General features: G+C 72.9%; 8 protein-coding genes and 1 riboswitch. Of the genes, 6 read left to right on the top strand and 2 right to left on the bottom strand.

The window, feature by feature from the left end; translation table 11 throughout:
- The first annotated feature begins 84 nt into the window (after window positions 1–84).
- From Ssi02_RS30450 to Ssi02_RS30440, 3 genes are all read left to right on the top strand, one after another.
- The gene (locus tag Ssi02_RS30450) at window positions 85–513 is read left to right on the top strand and encodes an SRPBCC family protein (RefSeq protein ID WP_204031013.1); all 429 of its coding nucleotides are present in this window, start codon (window positions 85–87) and stop codon (window positions 511–513) included.
- Window positions 514–777: 264 nt separating this feature from the next.
- The gene (locus tag Ssi02_RS30445; RefSeq protein ID WP_204031012.1) at window positions 778–927 is read left to right on the top strand and encodes a GPGG-motif small membrane protein; all 150 of its coding nucleotides are present in this window, start codon (window positions 778–780) and stop codon (window positions 925–927) included.
- A gap of 221 nt (window positions 928–1,148) precedes the next feature.
- Entirely contained in the window at window positions 1,149–1,310 is a 162-nt protein-coding gene (locus tag Ssi02_RS30440; RefSeq protein ID WP_204031011.1) for a hypothetical protein, read from the top strand.
- Between the two features lie 164 nt (window positions 1,311–1,474).
- Here Ssi02_RS30440 and Ssi02_RS30435 read toward each other — a convergent pair whose 3' ends face one another.
- Window positions 1,475–1,861 carry a MerR family transcriptional regulator gene (locus Ssi02_RS30435; RefSeq protein WP_239130101.1) on the bottom strand — a complete coding sequence of 129 codons (387 nt, stop codon included), beginning with the start codon at window positions 1,859–1,861 and terminating at the stop codon, window positions 1,475–1,477.
- 538 nt (window positions 1,862–2,399) lie between these two features.
- Between Ssi02_RS30435 and Ssi02_RS30430 the strand changes: the two genes are divergently transcribed.
- Window positions 2,400–2,573 carry a hypothetical protein gene (locus Ssi02_RS30430; RefSeq protein ID WP_204031010.1) on the top strand — a complete coding sequence of 58 codons (174 nt, stop codon included), beginning with the start codon at window positions 2,400–2,402 and terminating at the stop codon, window positions 2,571–2,573.
- Between the two features lie 203 nt (window positions 2,574–2,776).
- Here Ssi02_RS30430 and Ssi02_RS30425 read toward each other — a convergent pair whose 3' ends face one another.
- A complete protein-coding gene (locus Ssi02_RS30425) occupies window positions 2,777–4,480 on the bottom strand; it encodes a DUF885 domain-containing protein (protein ID WP_204031009.1) in 1,704 nt (567 codons plus the stop codon).
- A 204-nt stretch (window positions 4,481–4,684) separates the two neighbouring features.
- Window positions 4,685–4,821: riboswitch (SAM riboswitch) on the top strand.
- A 320-nt stretch (window positions 4,822–5,141) separates the two neighbouring features.
- Here Ssi02_RS30425 and Ssi02_RS30420 point away from each other — a divergent pair.
- Both Ssi02_RS30420 and Ssi02_RS30415 read left to right on the top strand, forming a co-directional pair.
- Complete coding sequence (locus Ssi02_RS30420) at window positions 5,142–7,805, top strand: helix-turn-helix transcriptional regulator (protein WP_204031008.1); 2,664 nt, start codon at window positions 5,142–5,144, stop codon at window positions 7,803–7,805.
- A 568-nt stretch (window positions 7,806–8,373) separates the two neighbouring features.
- A complete protein-coding gene (locus Ssi02_RS30415) occupies window positions 8,374–17,874 on the top strand; it encodes a type I polyketide synthase (protein WP_204031007.1) in 9,501 nt (3,166 codons plus the stop codon).
- Window positions 17,875–17,890 lie beyond the last annotated feature (16 nt).

Here is a 17,890-nt window from a genome sequence, read left to right as displayed (position 1 = left end):
TCGCCGCGAAGATGAAGGGGGTGACGGTCGAGGCCGACGCACCCGCCGAGGCACAATGACATTGTGGCCCATGTAGAGACGACGGTGACCGTCGAGGCCGGCGCATCCGCCGAGCGTGTGTTCGCCGTGCTCACCGACTGGCCCCGGCACCGCGAATGGATGGTGCTGACCACGGCCGAGGTGACCGAGGGCGACGGCAGAAGCGTCGGCAGCCGTCTCGCCGCCTTCAGCGGCCTTCGCCCGGCCGGGTTCCTCGACACGATGACCATCACCCGCTGGGAGCCGCCCCACGTGGTGGCGGTCGAGCACACCGGCCGCCTCATCCGCGGCACCGGCGTGTTCCACGTGCGCGACACCGCCCCCGGCACCTCGACGATCTCGTGGTCGGAGTCCCTCGACCTCCCCTTCGGCCCGATCGGCCGGGCCGGCTGGATCCTCGCCGGCCCCCTGAGCGAGGCGCTCCTGCGGACATCACTCCGCCGCCTCGCCCACCTGTCCGCCACCCGCCCGTGAGCTGAGCGGACCTGGCGGCGATGACACAATCCCCACCTGCCCGCGAAGCGCGAGGTTCGCCCGGCACCACGCGACGCCCAAGCCCCCGTGCGAGACTTCGCCCGCTGCCGCCACCCGCCTGTGAAGTGCCACTGGCCGCGCCGAACGCTCGCTACCGCCCCGAGAGGCCGGAACCCCGCCGGTGACGAGTGAGCGGAACGCCCCGCGACCTGGGCGTTGGTCGATCTCGGAGTGTTTGCCGCCTATGCGGGGCATGGGTCGTTCATGGGAACTCTACTGTGGATTCTTGCCGTGGCCCTGGTGATCGGGGGCGTTTACGTGCTCGTCGCGCGCCGCGATGTCATCTGGGGGATCGTGCTGATCGTGCTCGGGCTGCTCGTCGGCCCGGGTGGCGTGAGCCTCTTCAACGTGTGAGCGGGCCGGTCACCGGCGCGGGCGCGGTGACGCCTGCCGCGGCCCTGGGCGGTCCGAGCGGAAGTCGCCATGGTGGCGGGTGTTCCTCCGCGCCTGTGATCACCGTAAATGACGATCATGGGCACGCGCGCTAGAGCGCCCGCCGGGGACGCGCCCCGGAGAGGAACGGCCCGCCCGCCGCTCAAACGCCGCCGCCCCGCAGCCGCAGGCCAGGAGGCACGATGACCGCGGGACCGGACCCGGTGGGCGTGCCGATACGACTGCAGACGTGGCTGGAGCGGGTGACGGGCCTGGCCGGCGCGTGCCGCCCGGCCGGGAACGCGCCGCTACCAGTGCAGGACGGTGACCAACCGGACGCCGACGCCGCGGGCAACCTGCAATAGGCGCAGCAACGGCCCGCAGGCGAACGCCGGCGGCAGCCCGCCGGCACACCGCCCCCGGCTGAGGCGTGCGGTGCACCGCCGGCGGTCGCGCGCCAGGCTGTGAACGGGGTGTTCGCCCTCGGTCTCCAGCCGCCTTCTCCGGGTGTCATGGGCGCCGGATGGGGTCAGCGGCCCTGGCGTAGTTCTTCGTTGATGCGCAGTGCCTCGGCGAGCTGGTCTTCCAAGATGATGATGCGGCAGGCCGCCTCCAGGGCGGTGCCGGCGTCAACGAGCTCGCGGGCGCGAGCGGCCAGGCGCAGCTGGTAGCGGGAGAAGCGGCGATGGCCGCCCTCCGACCGCAGCGGCGTGATCAGCTTGGCGGCGCCGAGACTGCGCAGGAACGCCTGGGTGACACCGAGGATCTCAGCGGCCCGGCCCATGCTGTAGGCGGGGTAGTCCTCATCGTCAAACCGGAGCTCGGGACTGTCTTGCGAGGCGCCGACCGGCCCGTGGCTGTGGCGGGGCCGGTCTCGCCCGGAGCCGGTGGACGAAGCCTGGTGTGTTTGATCCATACAACCTTCCCAAATGCGGGCAGGGGCCCCGGCGCCATGATGCGCCGGGGCCCGAATGAGGTTTAACACCATCGACCGGTCATGAGACCGGTTCACCTATTTCCGCACCAGCCGCCCGATACGGCGGGGGTGCTGGGATCGCATAAGCGTGACCGTAGACCACCGTCCTGTTCGTGGAGCTGCGGTGCCCGTCCGGCGTCTCGTGGCCGACGACGGGCCGATCCTGATGGCGTTTAACACTCCTTCCGATTTATCCCTACGTCGACCCCTCGACAGCTGTGTCGACTTCCTACGGCGGCAGCGCGTCCACCGCCCCGGCCCTTCTTTCAACTGCACTGGCCGCGGCAATCCGACCTTCTGCCCTCTCTCACTTCAATCTTGCTGTCCACGTGCGTCCGGGCAGCTCATCGTGATGCTCTTCCTGCTACCCTCGTGGATTCATCCCTTGCGATGACAGGAACTCTACCCCCGCCCAGCGCAAATGTCTAGCGTGACCGCTAGAGATTTTCTTTCTGGCAAATGGCAGTAAACAGCCATCATGCGCCTGGACATCGCGGACGCCGTCGACCTGTGGGGCTACGAGCCCGCGGTGTACGCCCTCGGCTCGAACAGCCGGGTGCGCGGCCACGCCGCCCGCGCCGACTTGGGGTGGAGCCCGAAGCACACCTCCGTGGAGAAGCACGTCCGCACCGCTACGACCTCCGGCGGCTGAGCCACGTCCGCTCCCGGTGAACCGGCGGCTGAAGTACGTCCGCACCGCCACGACCCCCGGCGGCTGAAGCACGTCCGCTCCGGCGAACGGCAGCCGCAGCCGCCCGGCCGGGGCGTCAGCGGGGGCTCCCGCCCGCACGGGCCCGCCCGCACGGGGCGCCGCCCGTGCGGGCGAGGGGCAAGCGGGCTTTCGCCGTACGAGGGTCAGGACGTCGCGGCCCACCGGGTGACGACGTCGTCGAGCACGTCGAGGGCGAGTGCCCCGTTGCCCAGGGCCTGGCGGTGGAACTCCTTGATGTCGAAGCGCGCCCCGAGTGTGCCGCGGGCCTCGCGGCGGATGCGGTCGATCTCGCGGCGGCCGATCATGTAGGCGAGGGCCTGGCCGGGCCACGAGATGTAGCGTTCGACCTCGCTGATGATGTTCGCCTCGTAGGTCGCGGTGTTGGCGAGCATGTAGGCGACCGCCTGCTGCCGGGTCCAGCCGAAGTGGTGCAGCCCGGTGTCGACGACGAGGCGGCACGCCCGCCAGGCATCCGTCGAGATCATGCCGAGCCGCTGCAGGTCGGAGCTGTAGAGGCCCATCTCGTCGGCGAGCCGCTCGGCGTAGAGCCCCCAGCCCTCCACATAGGCGGTGATTTTGGTGCCGAGGAAACGCCGGAAGTCGGGCAGGTCCTTGAGCGTCTGCGACACTGCGATCTGCAGATGGTGACCGGGGATGCTCTCGTGGAAGGTGATGGCCTCGTATTCGAAGCGGGAGCGTTCGCCGGGGTTGACCGTCGCGACACGGTGGATGCCCGGCCGGGAGCCGTCGACCGCCGGCGGCCGGTAATACGCCGCGGGGGCGTTCCCCGCCTCGAATTCGTCCATCTCCTCGGTCACGCACGCGGGGATGTCGTAGGCGGGGAACCAGTCTCCGGCCGCCGCGGTCGCACGCCCGAGGGCCTCGTCCACAAAGCGCACCATCTCCGCCGACGAGGAGAAACGGAGCGCCTGGTCGTCGCGGAGGTTGCTCAGGATGTCCGGCACCGAGGTGGTGCCGAACACTCGCCCGCCGATCTCCGCGTATTCCTCGCGGAGGCGGGCGATCGCGTCGAGCCCGATCCGGTGGATCTCCTCTGGCGTCAGCGTGGTCGTGGTGTGCCGGCGTACGGCGTCCTCGTAGGCGGCGCCCCCGCCGGGGATGTGGCAGACGCCCACCTCGTCCTCGCCTCGCGCGACCGGTAGCAGTTCCTGCTCAAGGGTGTCGCGCAGGCGCCGCAGGGCCGGCCGCACCCGTTCGGCGACCAGCCGGGCCGCCTCGTCGCGGTACGGCAGAGCCGGCTCGCCGCCCGAGGCCACCGGCTTCAGCAGCGGATCGGCGGCGACGTCGCCCGCGAGATATCCGTCGAGCTGCCCGATCGCCTGGCGCACCCCGGCGCGCACCGGAAACCGGCCCTCCTCCTTGGCCGCGAGGTAGACCCCGCGCCACCCGTCGAGGTAGTCGCCGATCCCGCCGAGGCGGGACAGGTAGTCTCCGGCGCGCTGCGCGTCGGTCACGGTGAGGAAGGCCACCGAGTGCAGCATCTCGATCTGCGGCCCGATGATGCTCGCGGTCACCGCCACGTCGCGCAGGCCGTGCTCCAGTTCGGTACGGCTGTCGCCGAGCGCCCTGGCCAGGCTCCGCGCCGTCACCGTGTCGGCCTCGCCGAGCGTCTCCTGCGGGATCCCGGCCAGCGCCGTCTCGATCCGGGTGAGCTCGCCGACGAGCGCCGCGCGAGCGGGGCGCCCCGGGTCGGGCACCAGGGCGTCGTATCCGCCCACCCCGAGCATGGACGCCTCGAACGGCTCGGCCGCCATCGCCGTGGCGAAGTAGTCGTCACCGAGCTCCCGCAGCCGTGCGTTCCCGCCGTCGTCCCCCGCCGAACCCATCGAACCTCCTGCGCCACCCGTCGCGTGCGTATCGCCTGTCGCGTACCAGGGGTGATTATTGGATGTCCTATAACGCGCGGTCAACGATTACGGGCATCGGCCGCGGTCACGCGCCCGTGGACCGGATCCCGCGTCCGACCGGATCTTGCTTGACGTTCAAACGCGGGCATTTGTAGACTAAACAGGTAGGAAATATAGGTAGCGGGCAAGGAGTGCCAGCGTCAAGCCCCGGCTAGCTGGCCGGCAACCCTCCACTGTGGCGGGGTGCCCCGGGGGGAAGCCAGGTGGCGTGAGACCGGGCATCGCGCGGAGGTCCCGGAGCAGCGCCACAAGCACAGATGCCTCGACTTGTGTCGAGGGTGGAGATTGCCATGGTGCGACCTTGCAAGTCCGTTGACACCTGGGCCGAGGCGGACGTTCGCCGTGCCCGGCCCCTTTATCTCAAGCACCCCACGCGTCTTCCGCGTCGTTCCGGGTGACGGCCATGCCTCACCCGGAATCGCGGGCCGTCCGGCGGCCGGGAGAACCCCGCGAAGCCGCGACCGGTTCCATAGATGCACCTTCACCTGGGACGCCACACCCATGCACGGCTCCCTCCACGGTCCACCACCGCGGGACCGTATGCACAAATGCTCGACGGGAATTCTCGGCGGAGAGTCAGATGAATTTGATAGGGCGTAAGAGCGAATTCGACCGGCTGCGACGAGCTTATGAACAGTGCGCCAAGCGCAGGGGAGCCGTGGTGACCCTGGCGGGTCCCGTCGCAAGCGGCCGCACCGTCCTGCTCGGCGAGTTCTCCGACTACGCCGCGACCTCGGGCGCCACCGTACTCAGCGCGAGCGGATCGCTCATGGAGAGAGACCACCCGCTGGCGGTGTTCCGCCAGTTCTTCCAGGTGCCGGGCGTCGACGCCGAGGCGGCGGGACGCGTCGGCTGGATGCTGGACAACTGGACCTTCGCCCGCGGCCCGTCGGTCCTCGACCCCGGCCCGGCAGGCTCGATCCCGCCCGGCATGCTGCAAGGGCTCTGCGCCGTGATTCTGACACTCGCCGGGCGCGCCCCCGTCGTGCTCTGCGTGGACGACGCCCACCACGCCGACCCGCAAACGCTCGACCTGCTGCTCTATCTGGTGCGCCGCATCCGGTCGGCACCCGTCCTCGTCGTGCTGACCGAACGCGAGTCCGCGGTGCCCGTCAACCCCGAGTTCGGCGCCGAGCTCGCCTGCCAGCCCCATCATGAGCATGTACGGCTGGAGCCTTTGTCACCGGAGTCCGTGAGTGAGGCCGTCGCCGCGCGGCACGGCGAGGGTGCCGCGCGGCGCCTCACTCGCGACATGCACGACCTGAGCGGCGGAAACCCGCTGCTCGTCGGCGCCCTGCTCGACGACTACGAGGAGGCGGCGCGGCGCGACCCTGCGGCCCCGCCTGAGCGCCCGGTCGCCGGTGCGGCGTTCCACCGCGCCCTGCGCAGCCGCGCCTACCGGCTGGGGCGGCCCGCGGGCGGTGCGGAGGGAGACGCCGCGAGCGAGCGGGAACCGGGGCGGCTGCTCGCCGGGCTGCTCGGCGAGGGAACGCAGGCGGCGGCTCGTGCCGTACAGGCTCTTGGGGCTTTGACGGCAGGTTCGCGGGCCGCGTCCGGGCCGGGCCGGGAGGCCGGGGCCGCCGAACCCCTGCGGAGACTGAGGGCGATCCGTCCCGGGGAGGTCGCCGTCCCGGCGAACACGGTCCTATGCACGAGCAGGGGCACGTCCGCTGCGCCTCCGCTCCGCGGCCTTGTGCGGAAGGACGACACCGACCTGTTGTTACCGGAGGCGGGGAAGGTGCCGCACGTCGCCGTGCCCGGTCCGCTGCGGTCCGGCACCGCGGCGCGATATGTGAAGTACCTCTCCTGGCACGGCAGGGAGGAAGAGGCGCTGGGCTCCCTGCGCCGCCTGGAGGAGGCGGGCCACACCCCCGGGACGGACCGGAACGGGGCGGTTCAAGCCGCCCGCGACTGGGTCGCCTTCTGGTATCCCGATCTGCGCGCCGAGGTGGCGTCCCACGCCCGGACAGACGCGGCGCACGGCCGGGTGACCACCTCCCGAAGAGCCGTCGATGCGGCAAGCGGGTGGAAGGTGCTGTCGGCTCTGATGGCGGACGGCGACGGGGAGCAGGCGGTCGCGAGGGCGGAGGCGGTGCTGGAGAGCTGCCCGATGGGCACGGGCGCCCTGGAGACGCTCATCACGGCGCTCAGCACGCTGATCTACGCCGACCGCGCGGACCGCGCCGCCCGCTGGTGCGAGCCGCTGCTCGAACAGACCACGATCCACTGCAGCCCGAGCTGGCAGGGCATGTTCGCCGCCGTGCGCGCCGAGACGGCGATACGGCTCGGCAAGCCGCACATGGCCGAGGAGTGCGTCCGGGCCGCCATCACCCACATCCGCCTGGAGAGCTGGGGGGTGGCCATCGGAGTGCCGTTCGCCACGATGGTCACGGCCAAGGTCGCGATGGGCAAATATGAGGACGCGGCGCGATATCTCGCGGTTCCCGTGCCGGATGCCATGTTCCGCACCCCCGCCGGGCTGCACTACCTGCACGCCCGAGGTGCATACCATCTCGCCTGCGGCAGGCACGAGACGGCACTGGCCGACTTCGAACGCTGCGGCGCGCTCATGGCGGCGTGGGGGATCGACCACCCCGGCCTGGTGCCCTGGCGGGTCGGCGCCGGCCGCGCCAACCTGGCGATGGGCCGCACCACGGCGGCAAGGGCACTCGCCGACGAGCAGCTGCTACGCCTCCCGCCCGGCTCCTTCCGCACCCGCGGGCTGGCCCTGCGGCTGCGCGCCGCGGTGGTGAGCGCGCCGGAGCGGCCCGCGCTGCTGGAGAAGGCGGCGGAGATCCTCCGCGTCGCCGGCGACCGGTTCGAGCTGGCCCACACGCTGGCCGACCTGAGCGCCGCCCACCACGACCTCGGCGACACGGCGCTGGGCCGCGCGGTCGAGCACCGCGCGTTGCGCATCGCACGTGCCTGCCGGGCCGAACCACTCCGCGAGAGCCTCAGCCGCACCCTGCTCAGTGCCGGTCAGGCCGGGGGCGGCCCGGGGCTGGGGAACGGGGCAATGGTGGGGGCGCGGGGCATCCGGGCGGGGGCGGGCACACCCGACCTCAGCGACGCGGAACGCCGCGTCGCCGCACTGGCCGCCCAGGGGTTCACCAACCGGCAGATCTCCACCAAGCTCTACATCACCGTGAGCACGGTCGAGCAGCACTTGACGCGGATCTATCGCAAGCTGGGTGTCTCCCGCCGCATCGACCTCGCCAACCTGGAGGCCGACCTGGCCGGGTAGAGCCGTCCCCACCGGGGGCGGCTGCGTAATGCGGTCGCCCCCGGCAGGGTTGTTTCGCGGTGGGGCCAGTCCTGTCGGCCCCTTTTTCCGCTGGTTGATTGCGGCGAATATATTCCATCCGTCCCCTCGGAAAAAGGGATTTCCGGGAATCGGAGAGCCCGTATATTAGGCATGCCCTTGCGGGGTTCTTCCGTGAGGTCGATTTCTCGTGCCTTCCTTTCGATGGCGGACCCCTCTAGATACCCCGAAAGGGTCGAATAGGGGATAAGAGGGGCTGGTAGGGGTGCCCCGGAAGCCCGAGAACCGCCAGGATTTACCTCAGTCCGGAGCAATTCTCATGAAGCCATCCGAGACTGAGTGAACTCTTTCACTCCACGTTCCGTGACGGGTGAGGGATTCGACATCCGGCGTAATCCGCTAAAACATGAGGGGCAGTCTGCTGTGCACGTGGTGATTTACCCCCGCACTCCCATAAACGTACGGCGCAGCCGTCGCTCACCCGGTGGGATCCCGGCAACGTGCGTCCGCAATGCCGCAGGCACCGGCCGGCGAGCGGGAAGAGGTTGAGGTGAGCGGTTCCACAGCCGCAGGCGTCGCCGTCGTCGGACTGGCCTGCAGACTGCCCGGCGCACCCGACCCCGAGGCATTCTGGCGCCTGCTCGACCGAGGCGAGTCCGCGATCAGGGAGATGCCGCCGGGACACCGCTCCCACTCTCCCGAAGGCGCCGGCATCCGCTTCGCCGCCTTCCTCGACGACGTCGCGGGCTTCGACCCCGAGTTCTTCGGCATCTCCCCGCGCGAGGCCGAGGCCATGGACCCCCAGCAGCGGCTCGCCCTCGAACTCGGCTGGGAGGCGCTGGAGGACGCCGGACTGCCCCCGGCCACGCTGGCGGGCAGCCGTACCGGAGTGTTCATCGGCGCGATGGCCTCCGACTACGCCCTGCTGCTGCACCGCGCCGGCACCGCGACCCGCCACACCCTGACCGGCCTCAGCCGCGGCGTCATCGCCAACCGCGTCTCCTACACGCTCGGGCTGCGCGGCCCCAGCCTCACCGTCGACTCCGCCCAGTCGTCGTCGCTGCTCGCCGTCCACCTCGCCTGCGAGAGCCTCCGCACCGGCGAGACCACCCTGGCCATCGCAGGCGGCGTCAACCTCAACCTCGTCCCCGAGAGCACCCGCGCCGCGGAATTGTTCGGCGGACTGTCACCCGACGGCCGCAGCTACACCTTCGACAGCCGCGCCAACGGCTACGCACGCGGCGAGGGCGGCGGGGTTGTCGTACTCAAACCCCTGGCCCGCGCCCTCGCCGACGGCGACCGCGTCTATTGCGTCATCCACGGCAGCGCCGCCAACAACGACGGCGCCACCGACGGCCTCACCGTGCCCGGCCCGGAAACCCAGGGCGAGGTCCTGCGCCTGGCCGCCGGCGCCGCCGCCGTGGACCTCGCCGACGTGCAATATGTCGAGCTGCACGGCACCGGCACCAAGACCGGCGACCCGATCGAGGCCACCGCCCTCGGCGCCGCCTACGGCGCCGCCCGCCCCCAGGGCGACCCCCTCCACGTCGGCTCCGCCAAGACCAACGTCGGCCACCTCGAAGGCGCCTCCGGCATCGTCGGCCTGCTCAAGACCGCCCTCAGCATCAGCCGGCGCCGCCTGCCCCCAAGCCTCAACTTCGACCGCCCCAACCCCCGCATCCCCCTGGACGACCTCAACCTGCGCGTGCGCACCCGGTCCGGCCCCTGGCCCCACCCCGAGCGCCCTCTGCTGGCCGGCGTCAGCTCCTTCGGCATGGGCGGCACCAACTGCCACCTCATCGTCGGCGAACCGCCCTCCCTTGGTGAAACGCAGCCGGACGACCAGGTCCGCTTCACCGGCCCGGCCGGCGAGTCCCCGCCCGTCCCGTGGGTGCTGTCGGCGAAGAGCGAGGCGGCTTTGCGCGACCAGGCGGCGCGGCTGCTCCGGCACACGGAAGAGGGGGGACCGCTCCACGCCGGCGAGGTCGCCGACATCGCGCACTCCCTGGTGACGACCCGCACGGAGTTCCGTCACCGCGCCGTCGTGGTCGGCCACGACCGGGAGACGCTGCTCGGCGGCCTGCGCGCCCTCGCGGACGGCGGCCAGTCGGCGGCCCTCGTGCGGGGCACGCGGCGTGACACCGGCGGCACCGTCTTTGTCTTCCCCGGCCAGGGCTCCCAATGGCAGGGCATGGCCCGCGAACTGGCCGAACGGTCCCCGCTGTTTGCCGCCCACCTGGCCGACTGCGCCGACGCCCTCGCCCCGCACCACGACTGGTCACTCCACGACCTCGTGTACGGCACCGCCCGCGAACCCTCCCTCGACCGGGTCGACGTGGTGCAACCGGCGCTGTTCGCCGTCATGCTGTCGCTGGCCCACGTCTGGCGTGCCCTCGGCGTCGAGCCGGGAGCCGTCGTCGGCCACTCCCAGGGCGAACTCGCCGCCGCCTGCTTCGCCGGGGCGCTCAGCCTCGACCAGGCCGCCGCCGCGGTGTCGCTCCGCAGCCACGTGCTCGCCACCCTGTCCGGCACCGGCACCGTCGCCCACATCGCCCTTCCCGCCGACCAGGTGCGCGAAAGGATCGCCCCCTGGCTCGACTCGATCAGCGTCGCCGCAGTCAACGGCCCGCACTCCACCGTCGTCTCCGGCGACCCGGCGGCCCTGGCCGAACTCCTCGCCGAACTTGGGCGGGCGGGCGTCAGGACGCGAATCGTCCCCCTCGACTACGCCTCCCACTCACCCCAGGTCGAGGCCGTGCGCGACCAGGTGCTCGACCGGCTCTCGCACCTCACACCGAAGGCCGCCGACCTGGCCTTCTACTCCACGGTGACCGGCGGCAGACTCGACACCGCACGCCTCACGGCCGGCTACTGGTATCGCAACCTCCGCCACACCGTCGAACTCCGGCAGGCCGTCGAGGCCGCCCACGCCGACGGCTACGGCGTCTTCCTGGAGAGCAGCCCCCACCCCGTGCTTGTCGGCGGCATCCGCGAGACCTTCGACGGCGTCCCCGGCCCCGCTCCCGTGGTCGCCGGCACCCTGCGCCGCGGCGAGGGCGGCCCACGGCGGTTCCTGCTCTCCCTGGCGCACCTCTACACCGCGGGCGTCGCCGTACGGTGGCCCGACGCGTTGCCCGGGGGCGCCCGCCGGGTGCCGCTGCCCACCTACGCCTTCCAGCGCCGCCACCTGTGGCTCGGCACCTCCGTTGAGACCGGGAAGGACTCGCAGTCCGCCCCGGGCCACATCCCCCCAGAGCCCGTCGCGGACGCCGAACCCGGGCTCAAGCTGCTCGAAACGGTGCGCACCGCCGCCGCGCTGGTGCTCGGGCAGGGCAGCGGCGAGGACGTCGACCCGGACGCGTCGTTCAAGGATCTCGGCCTCGACTCCCTCGGCTCGGTCGAGTTCCGCGATCGCCTCGCCGAGGCCACCGGCCTGGCGTTGCCGGCGACGCTGACCTACGACCGGCCCTCTCCGCTGGCCGTCGCCCTCCACCTCGAGAACCTCCTCACCCCCGGCTCCGGCCGGGACAGGGCCGAGGCGACGGTTCGCGAGCGCTCCGGCGAGCCGATCGCGATCGTGGCGACGAGCGGAAGGTGGCCAGGCGACGCCGACACCCCGGAGAAGCTGTGGCGGCTCCTGCTGTCCGGCACCGACGCCATCGGCCCCTTCCCCGGCAATCGCGGCTGGGACCTCGACGGCCTCTACGACCCCGACGCCGCCCGCCCCGGCACCAGCTACACCCGCCACGGCGGCTTCCTCTACGACGCCGACCGCTTCGACCCCGCCTTCTTCGGGCTGAGCCCCCGCGAGGCCACCGCGATGGACCCGCAGCAGCGGCTCCTCCTGGAGACCTCGTGGGAGCTGTGCGAACGCGCCGGCATCGACCCGGCGACCCTGCGCGGCAGCCGCACCGGCGTGTTCGTCGGCACGATGCCGCAGGACTACGGCCCCCGCCTGCACGAGGCGCCCCCCGGCTACGAGGGCCACACCCTCACCGGCAGCCTCACCAGCGTCGCCTCCGGCCGGCTCGCCTACACCTTCGGCTTCACCGGCCCGGCGCTCACCGTCGACACCGCCTGCTCGTCGTCGCTCGTCGCGCTCCACCTGTCGGTGCGTGCCCTCCGCGACGGCGAGTGCGACCTGGCCCTCGCCGGGGGTGTCACCGTGATGTCGACACCCGGCATGTTCACGGAGTTCAGCCGCCAGCGCGGCCTCGCCCCCGACGGCAGGTGCAAGCCCTTCTCCGCCGCGGCCGACGGGACGGCGTGGGCCGAGGCGGCCGGGCTGGTCATGCTGGAGCGCCTGTCCGACGCGCTGCGCCACGGGCACACCGTGCTCGCGCTGATCCGCGGCAGCGCCGTCAACCAGGACGGCGCGAGCAACGGCCTCACCGCGCCCAACGGCCCCTCCCAGGAGCATGTCATCCGCCAGGCGCTCGCCGACGCCGGGCTGCGCCCCTCCGACGTCGACGTCGTCGAGGCCCACGGCACCGGCACCACGCTCGGCGACCCCATCGAGGCCGGGGCGATCCTCGCGACCTACGGCCGGGACCGCCCCTCGGACCGGCCGCTGCTGCTCGGCTCGTCCAAGTCGAACCTCGGCCACACCCAGGCCGCCGCCGGGGTGACCGGCGTCATCGCCCTGGTGCACGCCATGCGCGACGGCACCCTGCCGCGCACCCTCCACCACGACAGCCCCTCACCCCACGTCGACTGGACCTCCGGCGGCGTCTCGGTCCTCACCGGCGTCACCCCGTGGCCCGCCACCGGCCGCCCACGCCGGGCGGGGGTGTCGTCCTTCGGCATCAGCGGCACCAACGCACACCTCATCCTCGAACAGGCACCCGACGTGCCCGACGAGCAGACGGTGCGGCAGAGCCGGCATGACGTGGCCGGCCGGGGGACGGAAGCGACCGGCGCCCCTGTGCCGTGGGTGTTGTCGGCCGCGTCCGAGGAGGCGCTACGCGGGCAGGCCGTACGGCTCCGCGAGCACCTGGCCGCCGCCCCAGGGGTGAGCGCCGCCGACGTCGGCCTGTCGCTCGCCACCACCAGGGCGAGCTTCGAGCACCGCGCCGTGCTCACCGGGAACGACCGCGCACAACTCCTCGCCCGGCTCGGCCACCTGGCCGACGGCGGAACACCCGGCTTGATCACGGGGGCCGCGGTCAAGGGTGCGGGGCCGAGCCGTACCGCCTTCCTCTTCACCGGGCAGGGCAGTCAGCGGCCCGGCATGGGGGCGGAGCTCTACCGTGCCCATCCTGTCTTCGCCAGAGCACTCGACGAGGTCGACGCCGCGTTCGGAGACCACCTGGCCGGAGGGGCCTCGATCCGCGAAATCATGTTCGCCGAGCCGGGCACACCCGAGGCCGCCGCGCTCGACACGACGGAGTTCGCCCAGCCCGCGCTCTTCGCGCTGGAGGTCGCCCTCCACCGGCTCGTCGAGTCCTTCGGGGTGCGGGCCGGTCACCTCGTCGGCCACTCCGTGGGCGAACTCGCCGCCGCCCACGTCGCCGGAGTGCTGTCACTGGCCGACGCCGCCGCGCTGGTCGCCGCCAGGGGGCGGCTCATGCAGGCTCTTCCCGCTTCAGGGGCGATGGCGGCGCTTCAGATCTCCGAGGCGGAAGCCGTACCGCTGCTGAAGGGGCACGCCGGCCGCGTCTCCCTCGCGGCGGTCAACGGCCCGGCCTCGGTGGTGGTCTCGGGCGATGCCGACCTCGTGGACCTGATCGAGAGCCAGGTGCGTGAGCGCGGGCGCAAGACGCGCAGGCTGCGCGTCAGCCACGCCTTCCACTCGCCGCACATGGACGCGATGCTTGAGGACTTCCGCGCGGTCGCCGAGACGCTCACGTTCGCCCCGCCCCGCCTCCCCGTCGTCTCCAACGTGACCGGCCGCCTCGCCACGGCCGCCGAACTCACCGGCCCCGGCTACTGGGTGCGGCACATCCGCGACGCCGTACGCTTCCACGACGGCCTGCGCACCCTCCACGACCTCGGCGTCACCGCCTATCTCGAACTCGGTCCCGACGCCGTCCTGACCGCCTTGGCGAACACCTCTCTGGACGACTCCGCCGCCGTGTTCGCCCCGCTGCTGCGCGCCGACCGGCCGGAGGCCGAGGCGTTCGCCGAGGGGCTCGCCCGAGCACACGTGCACGGCCTGCCGGTGGAGTGGCGGAGCGCCTTCGCCGGCACCGCCGCGAAGGTCGTCGACCTGCCCACCTACGCATTCCAGCGCCGCCGCTACTGGCTGGACACCCCCGCCCCGCACGGGAAGGCGAGCCGGATCGGGCTGGAGGACGCCGGGCATCCGCTGCTCGGGGCCACCGCAAAGCTGGCGGGAGGCGGCGGCACACTCCTCACCGGCCGGGTGTCCACCCGCACCCACCCGTGGCTGGCCGACCACGCCGTGCACGGCGAGGTCCTGCTTCCCGGCACCGCCTTCCTGGAACTGGCTCTCCACGCCGCCGCCCGGACCGGGGGCGGGCAGGTGGAGGAGCTCACCCTGGAGGCCCCGCTGCCGCTGCCGGATCACAGGACGGCCGACCTCCAGGTGTTCGTCGCCCCCGCCGACGAGGAGGGCCGCCGCGGCCTCACCGTGCATTCGCGTACGGCGGAGCCCGAGCGTTCGAACACGTCAGCCGAGGGAGAGTCCGGGTGGACTCGCCACGTGACCGCCGTGCTCGCTCCCATAGCCGGTGGCCCCCCTCAGACGACCCGCACGGGTGCCGCCTGGCCGCCCGCGAACGCCGAAGCGGTCGACGTGGCCGACCTCTACGACCGGTTGGCCGGCCGGGGCTACGGCTACGGCCCGGCCTTCCGAGGCGTGAGTGCGGTGTGGCGCACCCCGGACGCGGTGTACGCGGACGTGGTGGCAGGTGACGGCGACCAGGTGAGCGAGTCCGTGGGGTTCAACGCCCACCCCGCCCTGCTCGACGCCGTGCTGCACGCCGCCATCGGTGTCGCCCTCGACGCCCACGGCGAACCGGAGGACACGGCAGGCGACGTGCGCACGCTGCTGCCGTTCGTGTGGAACGGCGTGGCCCTGCACGCGGCCGGGGCCGGACATCTGCGGGTCCGCGTCACACGATCGGCCGCCGACCGGGTGGCGATCGAGGCGTGGGACGCCGAAGGGGCACCGGCCGTGACCGTCGAGTCCCTCACGTTGCGGCCGACCGCCAAGCCGGGGGGCAGGGCACGGACGGCTGTGCCGTACACGGTCGAGTGGAACGCGCAGCCGTCGACGGAGCCCTTGCTCGCGACACCGCCGGTCGTGATCGGAGACGCTCCTCTCGCTCGTGTGCTCGCGCCGGCCGGGGAGGCTGCGTTCGTCCGCTGCCCCGACCTGGCCACCCTGCGCGCGGCGCTCGCCGGCGGTGCCACGCCCCCGCCGTTCGTGCTGGTGCCCGTCGCAGGCGAGGGGCCGATGCCCGAGGCCGCGAGGGAGCTCGCGGCGCGCGTGCTTACCCTCGTGCGGGAGTGGCAGGCCGACGACACGTTCGCGGCGGCGACGCTGGTGCTGGTCACCGGCCGGGCCGTCACCACCCACCAGGGGGAGGACGTGCTCGACCCTGCGGCGGCGGGAGTGTGGGGGCTGGTCCGCACCGCGCAGACGGAACACCCCGGCCGCTTCGTGCTGCTGGACGTCGACGAGACGCCCGAGTCGTGGGCGGCGGCCGGATGTGCGCTCGCCACAGGTGAGACTCAGCTCGCGGTGCGGCGCGGCGAGGTCCTCGCGCCGAGGCTCGCGCTTCCGGGCCCCGACGACGCGCTCCGGCCGCCCGGCGCGGGCGCCTGGCGGCTCGACGTCACCACTCCCGGCACCCTGGCCAACCTCGCGCTGCTGCCGGCACCCGAGGCCGAGCGCGAGCTCGCGCCGGGCGAGGTGCGGGTCGCGCTGCGCGCGGCGGGGCTGAACTTCCGCGACGTGCTCATCGCGCTCGGCATGTATCCGGGCGGCGCCCGCATCGGGGCCGAAGGCGCGGGCGTCGTGCTGGAGGTCGGCGAGGGGGTGACCGGCCTGGCGCCGGGCGACCGGGTCATGGGCCTCTTCCACGGCACCGCGGGACCGGCCGCCGTCACCGACCGCCGCTACCTCGCCCCCATGCCCGCCGGGTTGACGTTCGCGCAGGCGGCAGCCGTACCCGTCGTCTATCTCACCGCCTACCACGGCCTGGCGGACCTCGCCGGGCTGCGCCCCGGCGAGCGGCTTCTCGTGCACGCCGCCACCGGCGGTGTCGGGACAGCCGCCGTGCAGCTCGCCCGCCACTGGGGTGCGGAGGTCTACGGCACGGCCTCGCCGGCCAAGTGGCCTGCCCTCCGGGCCCAGGGCCTGGCCGACGACCACATCGCCTCCTCACGCACCGTCGAGTTCGCGGACCGGTTCCGCGCGGCGACCGGCGGGCGCGGAGTGGACGTGGTGCTGAACACGCTGGCGCACGAGTTCACCGACGCGTCGCTGGAGCTGCTGGCCGACGGCGGCAGGTTCATCGAACTCGGCAAGACCGACCAGCGCGACCCGCAGGACGTGGCGGCGCGGCACCGAGGGGCCTCCTACCAGGCATTCGACCTGTTCGACGTGGACCGCGACCGCGTCGGGGAGCTGCTCGGCGAGCTGGCCGCGCTGTTCGAGAGCGGTGTGCTCGACCCGCCGCGGGTGACCGCTTGGGACGCCCGGCACGCCCACCACGCCCTGCGGCACCTCAGCCAGGCCCGGCACACCGGCAAGCTCGTGATCACCTTCCCCGCTCCGCTCGACCCGGACGGCACGGTGCTCGTCACGGGAGGCACCGGCACCCTCGGCGGCCTCACCGCACGTCACCTCGTCACCCGCCACGGCGCACGCCACCTGCTGCTGGCCTCCAGACGCGGGCCCGCCGCCGACGGCGCGGCGGAACTTCAGGCCGAGCTCGCCGCCCTCGGCGCACAGGTGCGGATCACGGCGGCCGACGTCGCCGACCGGGCGCAGCTCGCCGCACTCCTCGGCGAGGTGCCCGCCGAGCACCCGCTGACGGCGGTCGTGCACACGGCGGGTGTGCTCGACGACGGGCTCACCGGCTCGCTCACCACCGCGCAACTCGACCGGGTGTTCGCCGCCAAGTCCGACGCCGCCTGGAACCTGCACCACCTCCTCGGCGATCGTGACCTGTCCGCCTTCGTGCTGTTCTCCTCGGCGGTCGGCCTCCTCGGCAACGCGGGCCAGGCCAACTACGCCGCCGCGAACTCCCTCCTCGACGCCCTCGCCGTGCAGCGGCACACACGCGGCCTGCCCGCCACCTCCCTCGCCTGGGGCCACTGGGAGCAGGCCAGCGGCCTCACCGGCCACCTCGGCGCGACGGACCTGGCGAGACTCGCCAGAGGCGGCCTGGCCCCCATGCCGACCGGCCACGCGCTCGATCTGCTCGACGCGGCCCTCGCCGCCCCAGGACCGCTGCACGTGACCGCCGCACTCAACCCGTCCGCCGACGCGTCGCCGCTGCTCAGCGGGCTTGTGCGGAGGCCGGCGCACCGCCGCGCCGCGGCCCCCGCGGCAGCCGCCCCGCAGGGTCTCGGCGACCTCGCCGGCCTGCCCGAGGCCGAGCGGCGCCGCCGCCTGCTGCACCTCGTGCGGAGTACGGCGGCAGCCGTGCTCGGCCACCCCTCACCGGAGGCGATCAAGCCCGACCGGGGGTTCCTCGACGCCGAGTTCGACTCCCTCAGCAGCATCGAGCTGCGCAACAGGCTCACCGCCGCCACCGGCCTGCGCCTGCCCACCACCCTGACCTTCGACCACCCCACCCCGGAGGCGGTCGCCGGCCATCTGCACACGCTGCTGGCCCCGCCGCCCCCTGAGGCCGACCCCCTCGCCGACCTCGACCGGCTCGAAGCGGCCCTGCTGGACGGCGTCGGCGCCGCGGTGCGCGAACAGGCCGCACGCAGGCTCGGCGACCTGCTGGGCCGGCTCGGCGGCCCCGGCGGGCTTGCCGGCGGCCCCTCCGACTTCGACGCCGACGCCATCGCAGCCGCCGGCAACGACGAACTGTTCGACCTCATCGACAACGAGCTCAAGCTCTCGTGACCGGCATCCAAGAAGG

This window comes from Sinosporangium siamense (assembly GCF_016863435.1).
Lineage (GTDB): Bacteria > Actinomycetota > Actinomycetes > Streptosporangiales > Streptosporangiaceae > Sinosporangium > Sinosporangium siamense.
This window is presented reverse-complemented; position numbering and strand designations above follow the sequence as displayed.